The organism is Curvibacter sp. GW821-FHT09D12 (assembly GCF_059416245.1).
Map to the genome: position 1 here is coordinate 188,057 of NZ_JBWKOU010000003.1, position 17,744 is coordinate 205,800.

Sequence of the window (17,744 nt, forward strand, 5' to 3'; positions counted from 1 at the left end):
TTCCGGGTGGGGGTGGGGTTCAGACCGTGTCGTGCAGATGGCAGGCCACCTGATGCCGCACGGCAATGCCTCGCAGCGTGGGCGCCTCGGTTCGGCAGCGTTCGGTGGCTTGGGGGCAGCGCGGGTGGAAATGGCAGCCCGGCGGCGGGGCCAAGGGGCTGGGGATTTCGCCGGCCAGGGCGGTGAATCGGGTGCGACGCTGGGCGATGTCGGGAATCTCGGCCAGCAAGGCCTGGGTGTAGGGGTGGGCCGGCCGGGCAAACAGCTCTTCGGCCGAGGCGCTTTCCACCACCCGGCCCAGGTACATCACCACCACCCGGTCACACAGGTGGTGGATCACGCCCAGATCGTGGCTGATGAAGAGGTAGGCCAGGCCCAGCTGGTCGCGCAGGTCCATGAACAGGTTCAGGATCTGGGCCTGGATCGACACATCGAGCGCAGCCACTGCCTCGTCGCACACCAGCATGGCCGGTTGCACCGCCAGGGCGCGGGCGATGCCGATGCGCTGGCGTTGCCCGCCGCTGAACTGGTGCGGGTAGCGGTGGCGCAGGCTGGGGTCCAGCCCGGCGCGCTGCAACTGGGCACACACATAGTCGTCCAGCCCGGCGGCATCAGTGAGTCCATGGTGGCGCGGAGCCTCGCCCACGATGCGCGACACGCGCAGGCGCGGGTTCAGGCTGGCATGGGGGTCCTGGAACACCATCTGCACCCGCAGCCGGGCGGCCAGGCGCTCGGCCGGGTTCAAGGCCTCCAGCGACTGACCGAGCACCTGCACCTCGCCCGAGGTGGGGCGCAACAGGCCGGCGGCGATGCGGCCGAGGGTGGATTTGCCACAACCCGATTCACCCACCACCCCCACCACTTCGCCGGGCTGCACGCTCAGGCTCACGCCATCCACCGCACGGGTGATGCGGGGTGGTGCGGGGGGCAGCAGCCGGTCCAGGCCGCGGCCCAGCCAGCCGCGGGGGGCGCGATGGCCAAAGTGCTGACGGATGTCGCTCAGGGCGACCAGGGGCGGCGAGGTCTGGGGCGTCATGTTGGAAAGTGGCGCGCTCATGCATCGGCCTTGTCTGAGGGGGCGGCCAGGGTGGCGGGGCCGGGGTGATGGCAACGCACCGTGTGGTCGGGGGCTTCCGGGCGCGCCGGGCTGATCTCGGGCCGGGTCTGCTGGCAGGTGGCGGTGGCGCGTGGGCAGCGCGGGGCAAAGGCACAGCCCGCGGGCATGTCCAGCAGGCTGGGGGCCATGCCGCTGATCTGGCGCAGGCGGGTGCCGCGCTGGTTGGCACTGGGCAGGCTGCCGATCAGGCCCTGGGTGTAGGGGTGCTGGGGGTGGTCCAGCACCTGGTCGACCGTGCCGTGCTCCACGATGCGCCCGGCATACATCACCGCGATCTGATCGGCCAGGCCGGCCACCACCGACAGGTCGTGGCTGATCCAGATCAGCGCCGTGCCGCGCTCGCGCACCAGGGCCTGCACCTCGGACAGGATCTGGGCCTGCAAGGTGACGTCCAGGGCGGTGGTGGGTTCGTCGGCAATGATCAGGTCGGGCCCGTGCAGCAGCGCAATGGCAATCGCCACCCGCTGCCGCATGCCGCCTGAGAGCTGGTGCGGGTAGGCATCGAGGCGCTCGTCGGGGCTGGGAATGCCCATGCTGGCCAGGGTGTCGCGGGCCAATTGCCGGGCCTGGGCCCGGCTCACGCGGCGGTGCGCCTGAACCGCCTCGATCATCTGGGTGGCGATGTCCAGCACCGGGTTCAGCGTGGCCATGGGGTCTTGAAAGATCATGGCCATGCGGTCGCCTTGCAGGCTGCGGCGCTCGCGCGGGCTCAGGTCGCGCAGCTCGCGGCCCTGGAACAGCAGTTGCCCGCCTTCCACCCGGCCCGGTGGGTCGATCAGGCCCATGATGGAAAAGCCGGTCACCGACTTGCCCGAGCCGGATTCGCCCACCAGCCCCAGCACCTGGCCGCGCCGCAGGGTGAACGAGACCCCGTCCACCACGGGCAGCACGCCCTCGCGGGTGTGGAAGCGGGTGCGCAGGTCGCGCACCTCCAGCGTGATGTCGCCCGCGTCTGTCGAAATGGGAGATGCCATGGCGTTCACTTCATGAGGCGGGGGTTGAGCACATCGCGCAACTGATCCCCCACCAGGTTGATGGCCACGATGGTGGCCAGCAGGGCCAGGCCCGGGAAGACGCTGATCCAGTATTCATTGGACAGCAGGTACTGGTAGCCATTGGAGATCAACAGCCCCAGCGAGGGCTCGGTGATAGGCACCCCCAGGCCCAGAAAGGACAGGGTGGCCTCCAGCGTGATGGCGCGCGCCACCTGCAAGGCACCGATCACCAGCAAGGGGGGCAGGCAGTTGGGCAGGATGTGGCCCAGCAGAATGCGCCAGTCGGGCAGGCCCAGGCCGCGCGCCGCTTCCACGTAGTCACGGCGCGCCTCCACCAGGGCCTGGCCGCGGGCGGTGCGGGCGTAGTAGGCCCATTCGAGCAGCACCAGGGTCAGCACCACATTGCCCACGCCCTTGCCCGTCCAGGCCAGGATCATCAAGGCCATCAGCAGGGTGGGGAACGACAGCAGCAGATCGACCAGGCGCATGATCAGCGCATCGATGCGTCCACCCGCGTAGGCGGCCAGCAGGCCCATCAGCGTGCCCACCACAGCCGCCACGGCGGCCGAACCCACGCCCACCAGCAGGCTGATGCGCAGGCCATACACGATGGCCGAGTACAGATCGCGCCCCTGGCCGTCGGTGCCCAGCCAGTAGGTGTACTGGCCGCTGCCTTGCGGGCTGCCCGGCGGCAGGCGGGCGTCCAGCACGTCGAGTTGCATCAGGTCGTAGGGGTTCTGCGGGGTGATCCAGGGGGCCACCAGGGCCACCAGCAGCACCGCCAGCAGCAACAAAAGGCCGGCCAGCGCGATGCGCGAGCGCGCAAAGTCGGCCGCCATGCGCCACCAGATCGAGTGTTCGTGGGCCGCCAGCGCGGGTTTGACCAGACGGGTGCCGCTCATGCCGCCCCCTCCAGCCGCACCCTGGGGTCCAGCAACTTGTAAAGCACGTCCACCAGCAGGTTCAGGGTGACGAAGATCAGTACCACCACCATCAGGTAGGCCACCACCACGGGGCGGTCCAGCGAGTTGATGCTGTCCAGGATCAGCTTGCCGGCGCCGGGCCAGGCAAAAATGCTTTCGGTGACCACCGCGTAGGCGATGGTCGAGCCCAACTCCAGGCCCAGCACCGTCACCAGCGGGATCAGGGTGTTGCGCAACACATGCCACAGCAGCACCCGGGCCGGCGGCAGGCCCTTGGCGCGGGCAAATTTCACAAAATCCTGCGGCAGCACCTCGCGCACGCCGGCCCGCGTCAGGCGCAGCACCAGCGAGATCTTGAACAGCGCCAGATTGATGGCCGGCAGCAGCAGGTGATGCAAGCCGTCCAGCGTGAGCCAGGACCAGGCCACGCCCAGCCACTCGCGGGTGGCGCCACGGCCGCTGGCCGGCAGCCAGCCCAGTTGCACGCTGAACACCATGATCAGCATCAGCGCCACCCAGAAGGCGGGCAGCGAAAAGCCCACGATCGAGCCCGCCATCAAGGCCTTGGACAGCGGGTGCTCGGGCCACATGCCTGCCACCAGGCCCAGGGGCACGCCGATCACCACCGCCAGCAGCAGGGCCGACACCGCCAGTTCCAGGGTGGCGGGCAGGCGCTGCAGGATCAGGTGGAAGGCGTCTTCCTGGTACACAAAGCTGCGCCCCAGGCTGCCATGCAGGGCGCCGTCGACAAAGGCCAGGTACTGCCGCCACAGCGGCTGGTCCAGGCCCAGGCGGGCAATGGCCTGCAGGCGCTCCTGCTGGTTCAGGTCGTCGCCGATCAGGATGTCGACCGGGTTGCCCACCGCGTGCAGGCCCACGAACACGATCACCGTCATGGCCAGCACGACCAGGGCCGCCTGACCGATGCGGCGCAGCAGCCAGCCGCTCATGCCATGGTCGCAGCGGCTGCCACGTCGTCGTAAGGCGGCAGGGCCGGGGCCGGGGTCCATTCCTGACCGTCCAGTTCGGGGTCGGCATAGGCTTCCATGGCGGCAAAGTGCTGCGCGGCGTCCTCGCTCAGCAACTGGGCGGCCAGGCCGCGGGCCAGTCGCTGGGCGCCTTCGCTGATCTGCGGGATGTCACCGGCGCCGGCGCCCTGCGACAGCGCGGCCGCATAACAGAAGCAGTGCACCCGTTCCAGGCCCGGCAGGCTGCCCGGCGTGCGTTGCTGGAACTCGAACAGCGGACCCAGATCAGGCGACTGGTCTAACTCGCTGTCTTCTTGCCCGGCCGGGGCGGTGAAGCGGTCCTGCCAGGTGCGCACATGGGGCGCCAGGCGGGCGTACTCGGGGCGTTGGCTCCAGTCGGTGCGAAAGCCGGTGCTGAAGATCAGCACGTCGGCGGCCAGCGGGCCCTTGGCGGTGTCCACCCGCAGCACGCCGTCGCTGCGCAGGCTGGCACCCAGGATGGGGGTGCCCAGATGAAAGTGGGCGTTGGCGTGGCGCGACACCCGCAGCGTGCTGCCGTGTGGCGGCGGCACCTGCTGCACATTGATGTAGTGGCGCAAGCGCCACTTCCACTCGTCCGCCAGCGTCGGGTAGCCATGCACCATGCCGGGGTGGCCAGCGCCCTTGCCTTTGTTGACGCGGGGCAGGTCGGGGCGGCGGATCAGCAGGTCGACCCGCTGCGCGCCGTGTTCCAGCGCCGTGGCCGCCACGTCCATGGCCGAGGAGCCGCCCCCCACCACGGCCACGCGCAGGCCGCGCATGCGCTCGCCGTCCCAGACGTCAGAGGAATGCACCCAGCGGTCTCGCGGCACCTGGTGGACCCAGGCCGGCACCCAGGCCCCGCCCAGTCCATCCCGCCCGGTGGCCAGCACCAGGTGGCGGGCCCGTACGGTCAGCGTGCGGGCCGGTGTCTGCCGCTGGTCCTGCAGTTCGATCTGCACCGTGCCGTCGGCCTGGGGCAGTACATCGGTCACCCGGTGCTGGTTGAGCACCTCCAGATCCAGCACCTGGCGGTACCAGCGCAGGTAGTCTGCCCATTGCAGGCGCGGGATTTTGTCCAGTTCGTTCCAGGCGTCCAGGCCGAATTGGGCCTCGAACCAGGCGCGAAAGGTCAGGGCGGGCAGGCCCAGCGCCGGGCCGGTCAACTCTTTGGGGGAGCGCAGGGTCTCCATGCGCGCCGTGGTGGCCCAGGGGCCTTCAAAACCGGCCGGCGCCTGGTCATAGATGCGGTTGCGGATGCCCAGGTGGCGCAGCGAGGCCGACAGGGCCAGGCCGGCCATGCCGCCGCCGATGATGGCGACGTCCAGCACCTCGGGGTCGGCCTGTTGAGGTACCCAGGGCTTGGCGGGCAGGCACAGCCATTGCAGGTCCTGCTTCAGGCGGGCCTCCAGGGCGGCCAGGCCGGCGGGGGAAACAGCGGAGGACACAGGGGTAGCGCTCATGGTCGAGCCTTTCTAGTCAAAGTGAAATCGGGTTGTTCGTCGGGGACTGGGGCGCCAGGCCATGCTCTGCATCGAGCAAGTGGGCGTGGGCCGAGGGCGGGTGTTCCTGGAACCCGGGCAACTGGCGGGCCTGCGCCAGCAAGGCCTGCACCAGGGCCTCGGTGCGCTGCTGTTGGGCCGGCGCCACGGGCCGGGTCGGCAGGGTGATCACGCCAAAGAAAAAGGGCACTTCGGTGTCCAAGGGGCGCACGGCCACGCCGCTGGGCTGCAGGCCATGCGCGGTCAGCGGCTCCAGCACGGCCACGCCAAGCCCGGACCGCACCAGGGCCATCGCGCTGGCCGAGGCATTGGTTTCGATCAGCGCGGGCTGTTGGGTCGGCCCGAGCGCATGTTCGAGCCGATGCCGCAGCCGGTAGGGGTTGCCCATGGTGATGAGGCGGCGCTGACCCAGTGCCTGCAGGGGCACCACCGCATGACGCGCCAGTTCATCGTCGGCCGGCAACACCGCCACGCAGGGCAATTGACCGATCCAGTGCACCTGCAGGCCCCGGTGCTCCAGCGGCAGGCTGCACAGGCCCAGGTCCACCTCACCCAGCAGCACCGCCTGCAAGACCTGCTCGGGCACGCCGGTGTTCAGTTGCAGTGGGCTGGGGCCCAGGCCTTGCTCCAGGTGGGCCAGGGCAGGGGGCAGCAGGCCCAGGGCCAGGGCTGAGGTGGCGGCCACTTCCAGGGCCGGCAGCTCACGGCTGGCAATCTGGCGGGCCCGCTCGCCGACCTGGCGCAGGCCGGCGAGGGCACGCTCCACATCGCCGCGCAGGCCAAAGCCGTGCTCGGTGGGGGTGACCCGCGGGCCATGGCGCTGGAACAGCGGGTGGCCGATTTCAGCCTCCAGCTCCTGGATCAGCCGTGTGACCGCCGGCTGCGAACGCGCCAACAGCCGAGCCGCACCGGTGATGCTGCCGCTGGACATGACGGCCGAAAAGGCTTCGAGGTGGCGGGTTTCCATGCCAAGAATCTACATTGCGCATTAATGCAGGTCAATCATTCAATATTTATATGCTTATGAGTTCAGCGTGCCTGGCATGCCGGTCAGCTGCTGATAGGCACCCTTGATCGCGGTGGTCAGGCCTGACGACCGCTGAAATTGCCTGCCCGTGACCCAAATCACGCGGGCGAGGGCGCAAAAAGCGGTGCTGTGGCCCGCTGCACCGCGGAACCAGAGTGCGCTCGGGTAACATCGTGCCCCGCGGATCATCCGGACCGAAGCCCTGCGGGGTGCTGTCGGTCCCATGCCATCAAGCTGCCTGCGGCGCCCCCGTGGCGACAGGCCGAACAGGGTTTCTCGTGCGTCTCAATTCAATCAAGCTATCAGGGTTCAAGTCGTTCGCCGAGCCGACCAACTTCCTGCTGCCCGGGCAGCTGGTGGGGGTGGTGGGCCCGAACGGCTGCGGCAAATCCAACATCATGGATGCCGTGCGCTGGGTGCTGGGCGAAAGCAAGGCCAGCGAGTTGCGCGGCGAATCGATGCAGGACGTGATCTTCAACGGCACGACCACGCGCAAGCCGGCCAGCCGATCCAGCGTTGAACTGGTGTTCGACAACATCGACCACCGCGCCGGTGGGCAATGGAACCAGTACGAAGAGATCGCCGTCAAGCGCGTGCTGACCCGCGACGGCAACAGCAGCTACTACATCAACAACCAGCCGGTGCGCCGCAAGGACGTGCAGGACGTGTTCCTGGGCACCGGCCTCGGGCCCCGGGCCTACGCCATCATTGGCCAGGGCACGATCAGCCGCATCATCGAATCCAAGCCTGAGGAACTGCGCCTGTTCCTCGAAGAGGCGGCCGGGGTGTCCAAGTACAAGGAACGCCGCCGCGAGACCGAAAACCGCCTGTCGGACACGCGTGAGAACCTGACCCGGGTCGAAGACATCCTGCGCGAGCTCAATGCCAACCTGGACAAGCTCGAAAAGCAGGCCGAGGTGGCCCGCAAATACAACGCCTTGCAAAGCGATGTCACGCTCAAGCAGCACCAGCTGTGGTTCCTGAAACGGCGCGAAAGCGAAGGCGACCAGGCCAAGGTGCGGGCCGACGCGGCCCAGGCCGTGAACGACCTGGAGTCGCGCACCGCCGACCTGCGCCACATCGAAGCCGACCTGGAAACCATCCGCCAGGCCCACTACACCGCCGGTGACCAGGTCAACCAGGCCCAGGGCGCCCTGTATGAAGCCAGCGCCGAAGTCGGCCGCCTGGAGGCCGAGATCCGCTTCGTGGTGGAAGGCCGGCAACGCGTGGAGCAGCGCCTGGCCACGCTGCGCGAGCAGATCGGCCAATGGTCGCTGCGCCGTGAAGACGCCGAAGCCCAACTGGAAACCCTGGCCGAGGACGACATCAGTGCCGAAGAAAAGGCCGAGCTGCTGGCCGCCCAGGTTGAAGAGCAGGCCATGCGTCTGCCCGAGCTGGAAGACGCGCTGCGCCTGAGCCAGCAACGCGCCAATGAACAGCGCGTGCTGGTCAGCCAGGTGCAGCAGCAGATCCAGGTGCTGGCCGCCGAGCAGCGCAGCCTGGATGAGCAAAGCCGCAACCTGAACCAGCGCCACGACAAGCTCAGCACCGACCGCAAGGCGCTGGCAGTACCTGATGAGGCCTTGCTGAACACGCGCCGCGCCGAATTGGAAGAAGCCCAGGCCGTGGCCGAAGAGGCCGAGGCCCGACTGCACGAACTGCAGGAAAGCGTGCCCGCCCTGGACGAAGACAGGCGCAGCCGCCAGCAGGCCGTGAACAGCGAGAGTGCGCGCCAGGCCGACCTGTCGGCCCGCCTGGAGGCCCTCAAGGCCTTGCAGGAGAAGGTGCGCACCGACGGCAAGCTCAAGCCCTGGCTGGCCAAGCACGGCCTGGACCACCTGCAGGGCCTGTGGAACCGGTTGCACATCGAAGCGGGCTGGGAAAACGCCCTGGAAGCCGCCCTGCGCGAACGCCTGGGCGCCCTCGAAGTGTCGCGCCTGGAGCTGGTGCGGGGCTTTCTGGGCCAGGCGCCGGCCGATGCGCCGCCCACCCGACTGGCCTTTTTCAGCCCGCCGGCAGCCGCCGTGCCCGCGCCCGCCGGGGCCTGGCCTCGCCTGTCGGAGCTGTTGCGCCTCAACGATGCCGGCCTGAGTGCCTTGCTGGCCGATTGGCTGCACGGCTGTTACACCGCGCCCAGCCTGGACGAAGCCCTGGCCCAGCGCGCCAGCCTGAAGCCGGGCGAGGTGGTCTATGTGGCCGGTGGCCATGCCGTGTCGGCGCATGGCGTCACCTTCTACGCCCCCGACTCCGAGCAGGCCGGCCTGCTGGCCCGCGCCCAGGAGATCGAGAACCTCGACAAACAACTGCGGGCCCAGGTGCTGCTCGGTGAGGAAGCGCGCAGCGCCCTGGTGCGTGCCGAGGCCGCCTATGCCGATGCCTCGCAACGCCTGGTGGCCGTGCGGCGTGAGGCCGCCGAGGCCCAGGGCCGCCGCCACGAGCTGGACGTGGAGACCCTGAGGCTCAGCCAGCAGGCGGAGCAGGCCCGCCAACGCAGTGAGCAGTTGCAGGCCGATCTGGCTGAAGTCGATGCCGCCCTGGAGGAACTGCAAGAGCGCCGCATCACCGCCGAGGCCCGTTTCGAAGAACTGGACCTGCAACTGGCCGACACCCAGGAGCGGCACGCCCAACTGGACGAACGTGTGATCGAAGCCGAGCGCAAGCTGGCCGAGAGCCGTGAGCAGCAGCGCACCCTGGAGCGCCAGGCCCAGGAAGCCACCTTTGCCCGCCGCTCACTCGAAGCGCGCCGTGGCGAGTTGTCCCGCACCATCGACACCGCCCGCCAGCAGGCCGAAAGCCTGGTCGCCGAGCAGCAGCGCGCCCACGACGAGTTGGCCCGTCTGTCCGACGCGGCCGCCCAGGGGGGGCTGCAGGATGCCCTGCACCTCAAGCTGGAGCGCGAGAAGAACCTGGGCGCCCGACGCAGCGAATACGACGACCTCACCACCAAGCTGCGCGCCAGCGACGAGATGCGCCAGAAGCTGGAGCGCGAGCTGGAGCCGCTGCGTCAGCGCATCACCGAGTTCCAGCTCAAGGAACAGGCCGCCCGCCTGGGTTTTGAGCAGTACGAAGGCCTGCTGGCCGATGCCGGCGCCGACCTGGCCGCGGTGGCCGCCTCGATCGAGCAGGGCGCCGTGCGCCTGACCGGCCTTCAGTCTGAGATCGACCGCCTGAACCGCGAGATTGCCGCCCTGGGGGCTGTCAACCTGGCGGCGCTCGATGAACTGACCGTGGCCCGCGAACGCAAGACCTTCCTCGACGCCCAGTCGGCCGACCTGACCGAGGCCATGAACACGCTGGAAGACGCCATCCGCAAGATCGACGGCGAAACCCGCGAGTTGCTGGCCGGCACCTTCAACACGGTCAACCATCATTTCGGGCGCATGTTCCCCGAGCTGTTCGGCGGCGGCAATGCCAAGCTCATGATGACCGGCGAGGAAATCCTTGATTCGGGCGTGCAGGTGCTGGCCCAGCCCCCGGGCAAGAAGAACCAGACCATCCACCTGCTGTCCGGCGGCGAGAAAGCCCTGACCGCCATTGCCCTGGTGTTTGCCATCTTCCAGCTCAACCCCGCGCCGTTCTGCCTGCTCGACGAGGTGGACGCCCCGCTGGACGACGCCAACACCGAGCGCTATGCCAAACTGGTGGCCAGCATGAGCAAGGAAACCCAGTTCCTCTTCATCAGCCACAACAAGATCGCGATGGAAATGGCCGAACAACTGATCGGCGTGACCATGCAGGAGCAGGGCGTCTCGCGCATCGTGGCGGTCGACATGGAGTCGGCCCTTTCGATGGCCGACCACGCCTGATCCGGCCCAGAGACCCAGGAACCCCAAGCAACCATGAGCAATTTGCAAATCAGCCTGGCCATTGCCGGCGGCGCCATCCTGGCGGCGGTGGTGGCCTACAACACCTGGACTTCGCGCAAGAACGAACCGCGCAAGCCCGAACCAGAGCCCGACAGCCAGCATGCCGGCACCGACCTGACCGATCCCCTGGCGCGCCGTGAGCCTGGCCTGGATGCGGCCCTGGTCGACCCGCTGGAGCCCGCCCAGGCCAGCGATGCCTCTCCTGGTCTGGGCATGCCGCTGCCCGTGCTGGAGCGCAAACCGGGTCTCGACTCGCTGATCGACGTGATTGCCCCCATGTCCCTTGAAGGGGTGGTGTCGGGCGATGCCGCCCTGGCCGCGTCGCCGCACACCCGACGCGCCGGCAGCAAGCCCTTTGCCATCGAGGGGCTGAATGAAGCCAGCCAGCACTGGGAAACGCCCGTGCCCGGCCAGCGCTACGGGGCCTTCCAGGCTGGCGTGCAGCTGGCCAACCGCACCGGTGCGCTCAACGAGATCGAGTTTTCCGAGTTTGTGATGAAGGCCCAGGCCTTTGCCGATGCGGTGAACGCCTTGCCCGAGTTCCCCGACATGCTGCATGAGGTGGCCCGCGGGCGCGAGCTGGACCAGTTCGCCAGCGACCACGACGCCCAGCTGACCTTCAGCCTGCGCGCCCGCCAGGCTGCCTGGAGCCCCGGCTATGTGCAGCAGAACGCTGCGCGGCTGGGCTTTGTGCCCGGCGTGATCCCGGGGCGCATGGTGCTGCCCTCGACCGTGGCCGGCCTGCCGCCCATGCTGGGCCTGACCTACGACGCCCAGGCCGCCATGGCCGACGATCCCGAGCAATCGGCCCTGCGCGACATCTCGCTGCACCTGGACGTGCCCCAGGTGCCGCGCAGTGAGCAACCCTTCCGCCAACTGCGCCAGGTGGCCCAGGCCCTGGCCGAAGCCATGGACGGCGTGGTCACCGACCAGAACGGCAACCTGATCCCCGAGCAGGCCATGGACGCCATCGGCGTCGACCTGGAACAGCTGTACGACGCCCTCGACAGCCGCGACCTGGCCGCCGGTTCGCCGCAGGCGCGGCGGTTGTTCAGTTGAGTCCTTTCAGCTGAGTCGATCCGCCCTGCCGCCGGGCCGGCGCGGGGCTGCATTGAGGCAGGTTTCGGCCAGGCCGGCCCCCACCCCTGTCTGATGGCTTGCATGCTGTCCTTCCCGCCGCGCCCGCGGCGCCTGCCGGAGGACGCATTCCATGCCTTTGTCTACCCCCTCAGCCCCAAAGGCCGATCTGCCTGGTTCCCTGCTCATCGACCTGCGAAACCTAGTGGCATCGCACGAAGCTGAAGACTTCACGGCGTCGGACCTGAAAAGGGCCTTTCTGAAGTTGCTCAGCCAGATTCCCAAATGCCCTGACCACGCTCAGCTCGAATCCGTCGCGCAAGCGCTGGCTCGTACCGTCGGGCGCAACTGGACGAATCTTGTAGGACCCATGGCCCTCGATTCGGCATGCCCTTGGATGCGAGAAGTGCATGCGGGGCAAGACGATGGGGCCTCCCTGTATTTGAATTCTGAACCTCCCGGGGCATCAGACATTCCCCATGAGCACGGCACATGGGCTGTGCTCGTTGGTTTGGAAGGGGCGGGATGCAATACGATTTTCGAGATGGTCGATATCCGCCAGCGTCATGTTCGAAAGCTAGCGCAAAGGATTGTGACCCCAGGGGACATCGTTGTTCTTGAAGCAGACGCCATTCACGCATTGGATGCACACGGCAACTTACCCTTTGTGAGTCTTAACCTCTACGGGTCTCCGATAAGTTCAAGGCCTTCATTTCAGCAGCGCTCTTACCATCGATGCTCCTGACGGCTATTCCATCGAATCATGGGAACGTTGTCCTCAATGACCCAGGCGACCCAGCTCGATGAGTTCGAGGGAAAGGGTTGCTTGTGGAATCGGGTGCCCGCCATCGTGGGCGGCTGGGCCGTGCCAGGAGGAGGGCGGCAGCTTCCTGCAAATAGGGGCGTTGCGGACTGACGTTGGCCTGCAGAACCCAGCGGGGTTGGTCTGCAGCAGGGCTGATTTTCCGTGAAGCCGGAACCTCAACCCCGCCCTGATGCTGCATTACGATCGACTAGGCTCGTACGAGCCAGCATCAGGCCCTGAACCCTCCCATCTTGGATAAAATTTTTGCCGCATGCGGCCCAGCGTCTGGGCCCGCCGCCGGACGTTTTTCATGACCACCCTTGACCCGAACGGGGCTGCCACGGCGCCCGCGGATGCCGCCACCGTGGCGCAGGCCCAGGCCTTGCGCGAGCAGCTGCACCACCATGCCCACCGCTATTACGTGCTCGATGCGCCCGAGATCCCGGATGCCGAGTACGACCGCCTGTTCCGCGCCCTGCAGGCCCTGGAGGCGGCCCACCCCGAGCTGCTGACGCCCGACTCGCCCACCCAGCGCGTGGGCGGGCGTGTCTTGGAGGCCTTTGCCAGCGTGCGCCATGCCGTGCCCATGCTCAGCATCCGCACCGAGACCGACACCGAAGCCAGTGGCGCCGAGGCCTTTGATGCCCGCATCCGGCGCGAGCTGGGCCTGGGGGAGGGGGGCGATCCGGTCGAGTACGTGGCCGAACTCAAGTTTGATGGCCTGGCCATGAACCTGCGTTACGAGGCAGGCGTGCTGGTGCAGGCCGCCACCCGGGGCGATGGCGAGCTGGGTGAAGACGTGACCAGCAACATCCGCACCATCGGCCAGATCCCGCTGCGCTTGCCGGCGGGGGCCCCGCCCGTGCTGGAGGTGCGGGGCGAGGTCTACATGCGCCGTGCCGACTTTGAGCGCTTGAACGAGGCCCAGCGGGCCCGAGGCGACAAGCTGTTCGTCAACCCGCGCAATGCCGCAGCCGGGGCCGTGCGCCAACTCGACTCCAACATCGCAGCCCAGCGGCCGCTGAGCTTTTTTGCCTATGGCCTTGGCGAGGTCACGCCCCCGGAGCAGGGCGGACCGGCCTGGCTGACCCATTTCGAGATTCTGCAAACCCTGAAATCCTGGGGATTCCCGGTCGAGGCGCTGGACCAGACCGCCCGTGGCGCGGCCGAACTGGTGGCCTACCACCAGAAGATCGGGGCCCTGCGCGACCAGTTGCCTTACGACATCGACGGCGTGGTCTACAAGGTCAACAGCCTGGCCCTGCAGCGCCGGCTGGGCTTCGTCACCCGCGAGCCCCGCTGGGCCGTGGCCCACAAGTACCCGGCGCAGGAGCAACTGACCACCGTGCTGGGCGTGGATGTGCAGGTGGGCCGCACCGGTGCGATCACCCCGGTGGCCCGTTTGGAGCCGGTGTTTGTGGGCGGCGTGATGGTGTCCAACGTCACTTTGCACAACCAGGACGAGATCGCCCGCCTGGGCCTGCTGGTGGGTGACACGGTGATCGTGCGCCGAGCCGGCGATGTGATTCCACAGGTGGTGGCGGTGGTGGCCGAGCGCCGCCCGGCCGACCTCGATCTGGGCGCCGAGCCGCTGCCCGAGCCCTACAAGCGCTTTGTCATGCCCACCCAATGCCCTGTCTGCGGCTCGCACGTGATGCGCGACGAGGGCGAGGTGGTGGCCCGCTGCACCGGCGGCCTGTTCTGCAAGGCGCAGCGCAAGGAGTCGATCCGCCACTTTGCCAGCCGCCGCGCCATGGACATCGAGGGCCTGGGCGAGCGTCACATCGACAACCTGGTCGAGTACGACCAGATCGGCAGCGTGGCCGACCTGTACAGCCTCACGCTGCAGCAGTTTCTCGATGTGAAGCGGCGGGTGGACGAGCGCGACGGCGTGGCCGCCGAGCTGCAAGGCCGCGACGAGGTGCCCACCAAGTGGGCGCAGAACATCCTCGACGGCATCGCCGCCAGCAAGCAGCGCCCCCTGGGCCGATTCCTGTTTGCCCTGGGCATCCGCCACGTGGGCGAATCCACCGGCAAAACCTTGGCCGACTGGCTGGGGCGCCTGGCCTGGGTGCGCCGCGCGCCCTTGCCCCTGCTGCGGGTGCTGCCCGACGTGGGCGACGTGGTGGCCACCTCGATCTACGAGTTCTTGCAGGAAGACCACAACCGCAAGGTCATCGACACCCTGATCGCCCAAGGCGTGGTGCCGCCCGACACCGGCCTGCCCAACCCGGCGCTGGCCGACAAGCTGAGCCTGCCCAGCCTGCTGGGGGCCTTGAAGGTGCCCAAGCTCACCCCGCTGCGCGCCGAGCAACTGGCCCCGCACCTGCGGGCCCTGAGCGATCTGCTGGATGCCCAGGGCGCCTGGCAGGCCGCGGCCGAGCTGCCGGCCGAGGTGCTCAAGTCGCTGCAAGCCTTTGTGGCCGAGCCCGGCCAGGCCGCGGTGCTGAAGGACCTGGACCAGATCCGCACCGAGCTGCTGGCCGCCTTGCCGGCCCCCAGCACGGGGCCGCGATCGTCCTTGGCGGGCAAGACCGTGGTGCTGACCGGCACCTTGCCCACCCTGGGCCGCGATCAGGCCAAAGACTTGCTGGAAGCCGCCGGCGCCAAGGTGACCGGCTCGGTGAGCAAGAAGACCGACTACCTGGTGGCCGGTGCCGAGGCCGGCAGCAAACTCGACAAGGCGCTGAGCCTGGGCGTGCCCGTGCTCGACGAGGCCGGCATGCTGAGCCTGCTGGCCCAGACCGACGGCGGGCCCGAGCCCGTGACACCGGCGACCCCCACCGTGGCGGACGCTGCGTCGCCCCCTGTGGCCGAGCCCCCCCAGGGCCAACTGCCCTTCACCCTGACCGGAGACTGAACATGGCGATCCGAGAGATCCTGAAAATGGGCGACCCCCGCCTGCTGCGCATCGCCCAGCCCCTGGCCGATGCCGATTTCGACAGCGACGCCCTGCACCTGCTGGTGCGCGACATGTTCGAGACCATGGCCGCCGTCAACGGCGCCGGCCTGGCCGCACCGCAGATCGGGGTGGACCTGCAACTGGTGATCTTCGGCACCGACGCCCCCAACCCGCGCTACCCGGATGCGCCGCCTGTCCCCCGCACCGTGCTGTGCAACCCGGTGCTCACCCCGCTGGGCGACGAAGAAGAAGACGACTGGGAAGGCTGCCTGTCGGTGCCCGGCCTGCGCGGCGTGGTGCCCCGCTACAAACGCCTGCACTACCGCGGCCTCGACCCCTATGGCGACCCGATCGAGCGCACCGTGGAGGGCTTTCACGCCCGGGTGGTGCAGCACGAGTGTGACCACCTGATCGGCAAGCTCTACCCCATGCGCGTGCGCGATTTCTCGCGCTTCGGCTTCACCGAGGTGTTGTTTCCGGGGCTGGATCCGAAGCAGGATGATTGAGCACGGGCTTTCTACAGTCCTGTTCGGGGCTCAGGTCCGCTCGGGCCAGGCTTGAGCAGCTCCTTGCGACGTCGCTTGTGAAGTCGCCTGCGCCAGGCTGTCATACACCGGCAGCTGTGCATCGCGGTGCAGCAGGGCGGGCAGGGTCAGGCGCTGGAAAGGCTTGCTGGCGTAGCGGGAGGCGCTGCGGTAGAAGCGCTGCTCCAGGTCAATCCCCATCCGGGCGTAGGCCTCGGCTGCCTGCTCGTCGAGCTTGAAGCCGTCGTAATTGATCACGGCACCCACCTTGTGGCCCAGCGGGGCGCACAGTGCGGTGACGGCGGCGCGGATGCGCTCCACATCGGCTTCGGTGCGCACGCTAAGGTGCTGGAAGTTCAGGAACAGCAGGCCTTGTGCGGCGTCGTACCGGAAGCGGGCCTCAAAGGCCATGTTCAACAGGCGCTCACGCAGGCCCATGGGTTCGGGGCGGAACAGGGCCGGGTCCATGAGGCGGGGCTGCTCGATCAGGGGGCGAAAGCCCATGTGGGCCACGATGTCGCGCTCGATGTCCACACCCGGGGCCACTTCCGTGAGGCGCAGGCCCTGCGGGGTCAGTTCGAACACGCAGCGCTCGGTGATGTACAGCACGCGTTGGGCCTGCCCGGCGGCGCGCCGGCCGGCAAAGGTGATCTGCTCGACCTGGGGCAGAAACTTGCGCGAGCGGCCCTCCTGCAGGATGCGCAGTTGACCGTCGGCTGCGGCCACCTTCAGGCCGCCGGCGGTGAAGGTGCCGGCAAACAGCACGGTGCGCGCGTTCTGCGAGATGTTGATGAAGCCGCCGGCACCGGCCAGCTTGGGGCCGAATCGGCTCACGTTGACATTGCCGGCCGCGTCGCATTCGGCCATGCCCAGGCAGGCCAGGTCCAGGCCACCGCCGTCGTAGAAGTCGAACTGCTGGTTCTGGTCGATCACGGCCTCGACGTTGAAGCCGGCGCCAAAGTCCATGCCGCCCGCGGGCATGCCCCCGACGATGCCGGGCTCGGCGGTGAGGGTGAACAGGTCCAGCACGCGCTCTTCATTGGCCACGGCCGACACGCCTTCGGGCATGCCGATGCCCAGGTTGAGCACGCCGTCCAGGGGCAGCTCCAGCGCGCAGCGGCGCGCGATGATCTTGCGCTCGTCCAGGGGCAGCGGGGCCAGGCTGTCGAGCGGCACCTGCAGTTCAGACGAAAAAGCGGCCGAGTAGCGCGTACCGTAGGTCTGCATGTGGTTGTCAGCTTGGGCCACCACCACACAGTCGACCAAGGTGCCGGGGATGCAGACCTGGCGCGGGTTGAGCGAGCCGGCCTGGGCCACGCGCTCGACCTGGGCGATCACGATGCCGCCTGAGTTGCGGGCCGCCATGGCCATGGCCAGGTTGTCCAGGGTCAGGGCCTCGCGCTCCATGGTGATGTTGCCGTGGGTGTCAGCGGTGGTGCCGCGCACCAGGGCCACGTCGATGCCGAAGGCCTTGTAGAAAAGCCATTCCTCGCCATCGATGTCCATCAGGCGCACCAGGTCTTCGTGGGTGCACCGGTTGATCTTGCCGCCCCCCAGGCGCGGGTCGACGAAAGTGCCCAGCCCCACCTTCGACAGGGTGCCGGGCTTGCCCGCCGCGATGTCGCGGTAGAGCTGCGAAATGCAGCCTTGAGGCAGGTTGTAGGCTTCAATCTGGTCGGCCAGGGCCATTTGGCCCACCTTGGGGATCAGGCCCCAGTGCCCGCCGATGGCGCGCCGCACCAGGCCCGGATGCCCCAGGTGGTTGAGCCCGCGTTCACCGCCGTCGCCCTGACCGGCGGCAAACACCAGCGTCAGGTCGCGTGGGGTCTGGCTGGCGGTAAAGCGTTGCTCCAGGGCCAGCAGCAACTCCTCGGGGGTGCCGATGCCGACAAAGCCCGAGGTGGCCACCACGTCGCCGTCGCGGACCAGGGCGGCCGCCTCGGCGGCCGAAACGATCTTGTTGCGCATGTCTTGTCTCCGGTGTCTTGTTTTGTTGGCGCAGCGCCGGGGTGGGCCCCGG

12 protein-coding genes are annotated in these 17,744 nt (G+C 68.4%); 5 read left to right on the forward strand and 7 right to left on the reverse strand.

All coding sequences use genetic code 11. The features are described from left to right. Nucleotides 1-19: 19 nt before the first annotated feature. From AC07PT_RS05765 to AC07PT_RS05790, 6 genes are read right to left on the reverse strand one after another with little or no spacing between them, the layout of a single operon-like run. Nucleotides 20-1,036, reverse strand: coding sequence for an ABC transporter ATP-binding protein (locus tag AC07PT_RS05765; RefSeq protein ID WP_492345604.1), 1,017 nt, complete (start codon nucleotides 1,034-1,036; stop codon nucleotides 20-22). 17 nt (nucleotides 1,037-1,053) lie between these two features. Beyond that, nucleotides 1,054-2,091 carry an ABC transporter ATP-binding protein gene (locus AC07PT_RS05770; protein WP_494656090.1) on the reverse strand — a complete coding sequence of 346 codons (1,038 nt, stop codon included), beginning with the start codon at nucleotides 2,089-2,091 and terminating at the stop codon, nucleotides 1,054-1,056. Nucleotides 2,092-2,096: 5 nt separating this feature from the next. Next, nucleotides 2,097-3,014 carry an ABC transporter permease gene (locus AC07PT_RS05775; protein ID WP_494656091.1) on the reverse strand — a complete coding sequence of 306 codons (918 nt, stop codon included), beginning with the start codon at nucleotides 3,012-3,014 and terminating at the stop codon, nucleotides 2,097-2,099. Next, nucleotides 3,011-3,985: an ABC transporter permease gene (locus tag AC07PT_RS05780; RefSeq protein WP_494656092.1), complete on the reverse strand. Its 975-nt coding sequence runs from the start codon at nucleotides 3,983-3,985 to the stop codon at nucleotides 3,011-3,013. Before AC07PT_RS05780 ends, AC07PT_RS05775 begins: the two co-directional genes overlap by 4 nt. After that, nucleotides 3,982-5,484, reverse strand: coding sequence for a SidA/IucD/PvdA family monooxygenase (locus AC07PT_RS05785; protein ID WP_494656093.1), 1,503 nt, complete (start codon nucleotides 5,482-5,484; stop codon nucleotides 3,982-3,984). The genes AC07PT_RS05780 and AC07PT_RS05785 overlap by 4 nt, the downstream gene beginning before the upstream one ends. A gap of 16 nt (nucleotides 5,485-5,500) precedes the next feature. After that, complete coding sequence (locus tag AC07PT_RS05790; RefSeq protein ID WP_492345477.1) at nucleotides 5,501-6,490, reverse strand: LysR family transcriptional regulator; 990 nt, start codon at nucleotides 6,488-6,490, stop codon at nucleotides 5,501-5,503. 338 nt (nucleotides 6,491-6,828) lie between these two features. Between AC07PT_RS05790 and smc the strand changes: the two genes are divergently transcribed. The 5 genes from smc to AC07PT_RS05815 all read left to right on the forward strand — a co-directional run bounded on the left by smc (nucleotide 6,829) and on the right by AC07PT_RS05815 (nucleotide 15,706). Next, nucleotides 6,829-10,356: a chromosome segregation protein SMC gene (gene smc / locus AC07PT_RS05795; protein ID WP_494656094.1), complete on the forward strand. Its 3,528-nt coding sequence runs from the start codon at nucleotides 6,829-6,831 to the stop codon at nucleotides 10,354-10,356. A 33-nt stretch (nucleotides 10,357-10,389) separates the two neighbouring features. Then, a complete protein-coding gene (locus AC07PT_RS05800; protein WP_492345479.1) occupies nucleotides 10,390-11,475 on the forward strand; it encodes a cell division protein ZipA C-terminal FtsZ-binding domain-containing protein in 1,086 nt (361 codons plus the stop codon). Between the two features lie 151 nt (nucleotides 11,476-11,626). Beyond that, nucleotides 11,627-12,238: a hypothetical protein gene (locus AC07PT_RS05805; RefSeq protein ID WP_494656095.1), complete on the forward strand. Its 612-nt coding sequence runs from the start codon at nucleotides 11,627-11,629 to the stop codon at nucleotides 12,236-12,238. Between the two features lie 370 nt (nucleotides 12,239-12,608). Continuing rightward, nucleotides 12,609-15,158 carry an NAD-dependent DNA ligase LigA gene (ligA, locus tag AC07PT_RS05810; protein ID WP_494656096.1) on the forward strand — a complete coding sequence of 850 codons (2,550 nt, stop codon included), beginning with the start codon at nucleotides 12,609-12,611 and terminating at the stop codon, nucleotides 15,156-15,158. 2 nt (nucleotides 15,159-15,160) lie between these two features. Then, nucleotides 15,161-15,706 carry a peptide deformylase gene (locus AC07PT_RS05815; protein ID WP_492345483.1) on the forward strand — a complete coding sequence of 182 codons (546 nt, stop codon included), beginning with the start codon at nucleotides 15,161-15,163 and terminating at the stop codon, nucleotides 15,704-15,706. Between the two features lie 30 nt (nucleotides 15,707-15,736). Here AC07PT_RS05815 and AC07PT_RS05820 read toward each other — a convergent pair whose 3' ends face one another. Continuing rightward, the gene (locus tag AC07PT_RS05820) at nucleotides 15,737-17,692 is read right to left on the reverse strand and encodes an acyl CoA:acetate/3-ketoacid CoA transferase (protein ID WP_494656097.1); all 1,956 of its coding nucleotides are present in this window, start codon (nucleotides 17,690-17,692) and stop codon (nucleotides 15,737-15,739) included. Nucleotides 17,693-17,744: the final 52 nt, after the last annotated feature.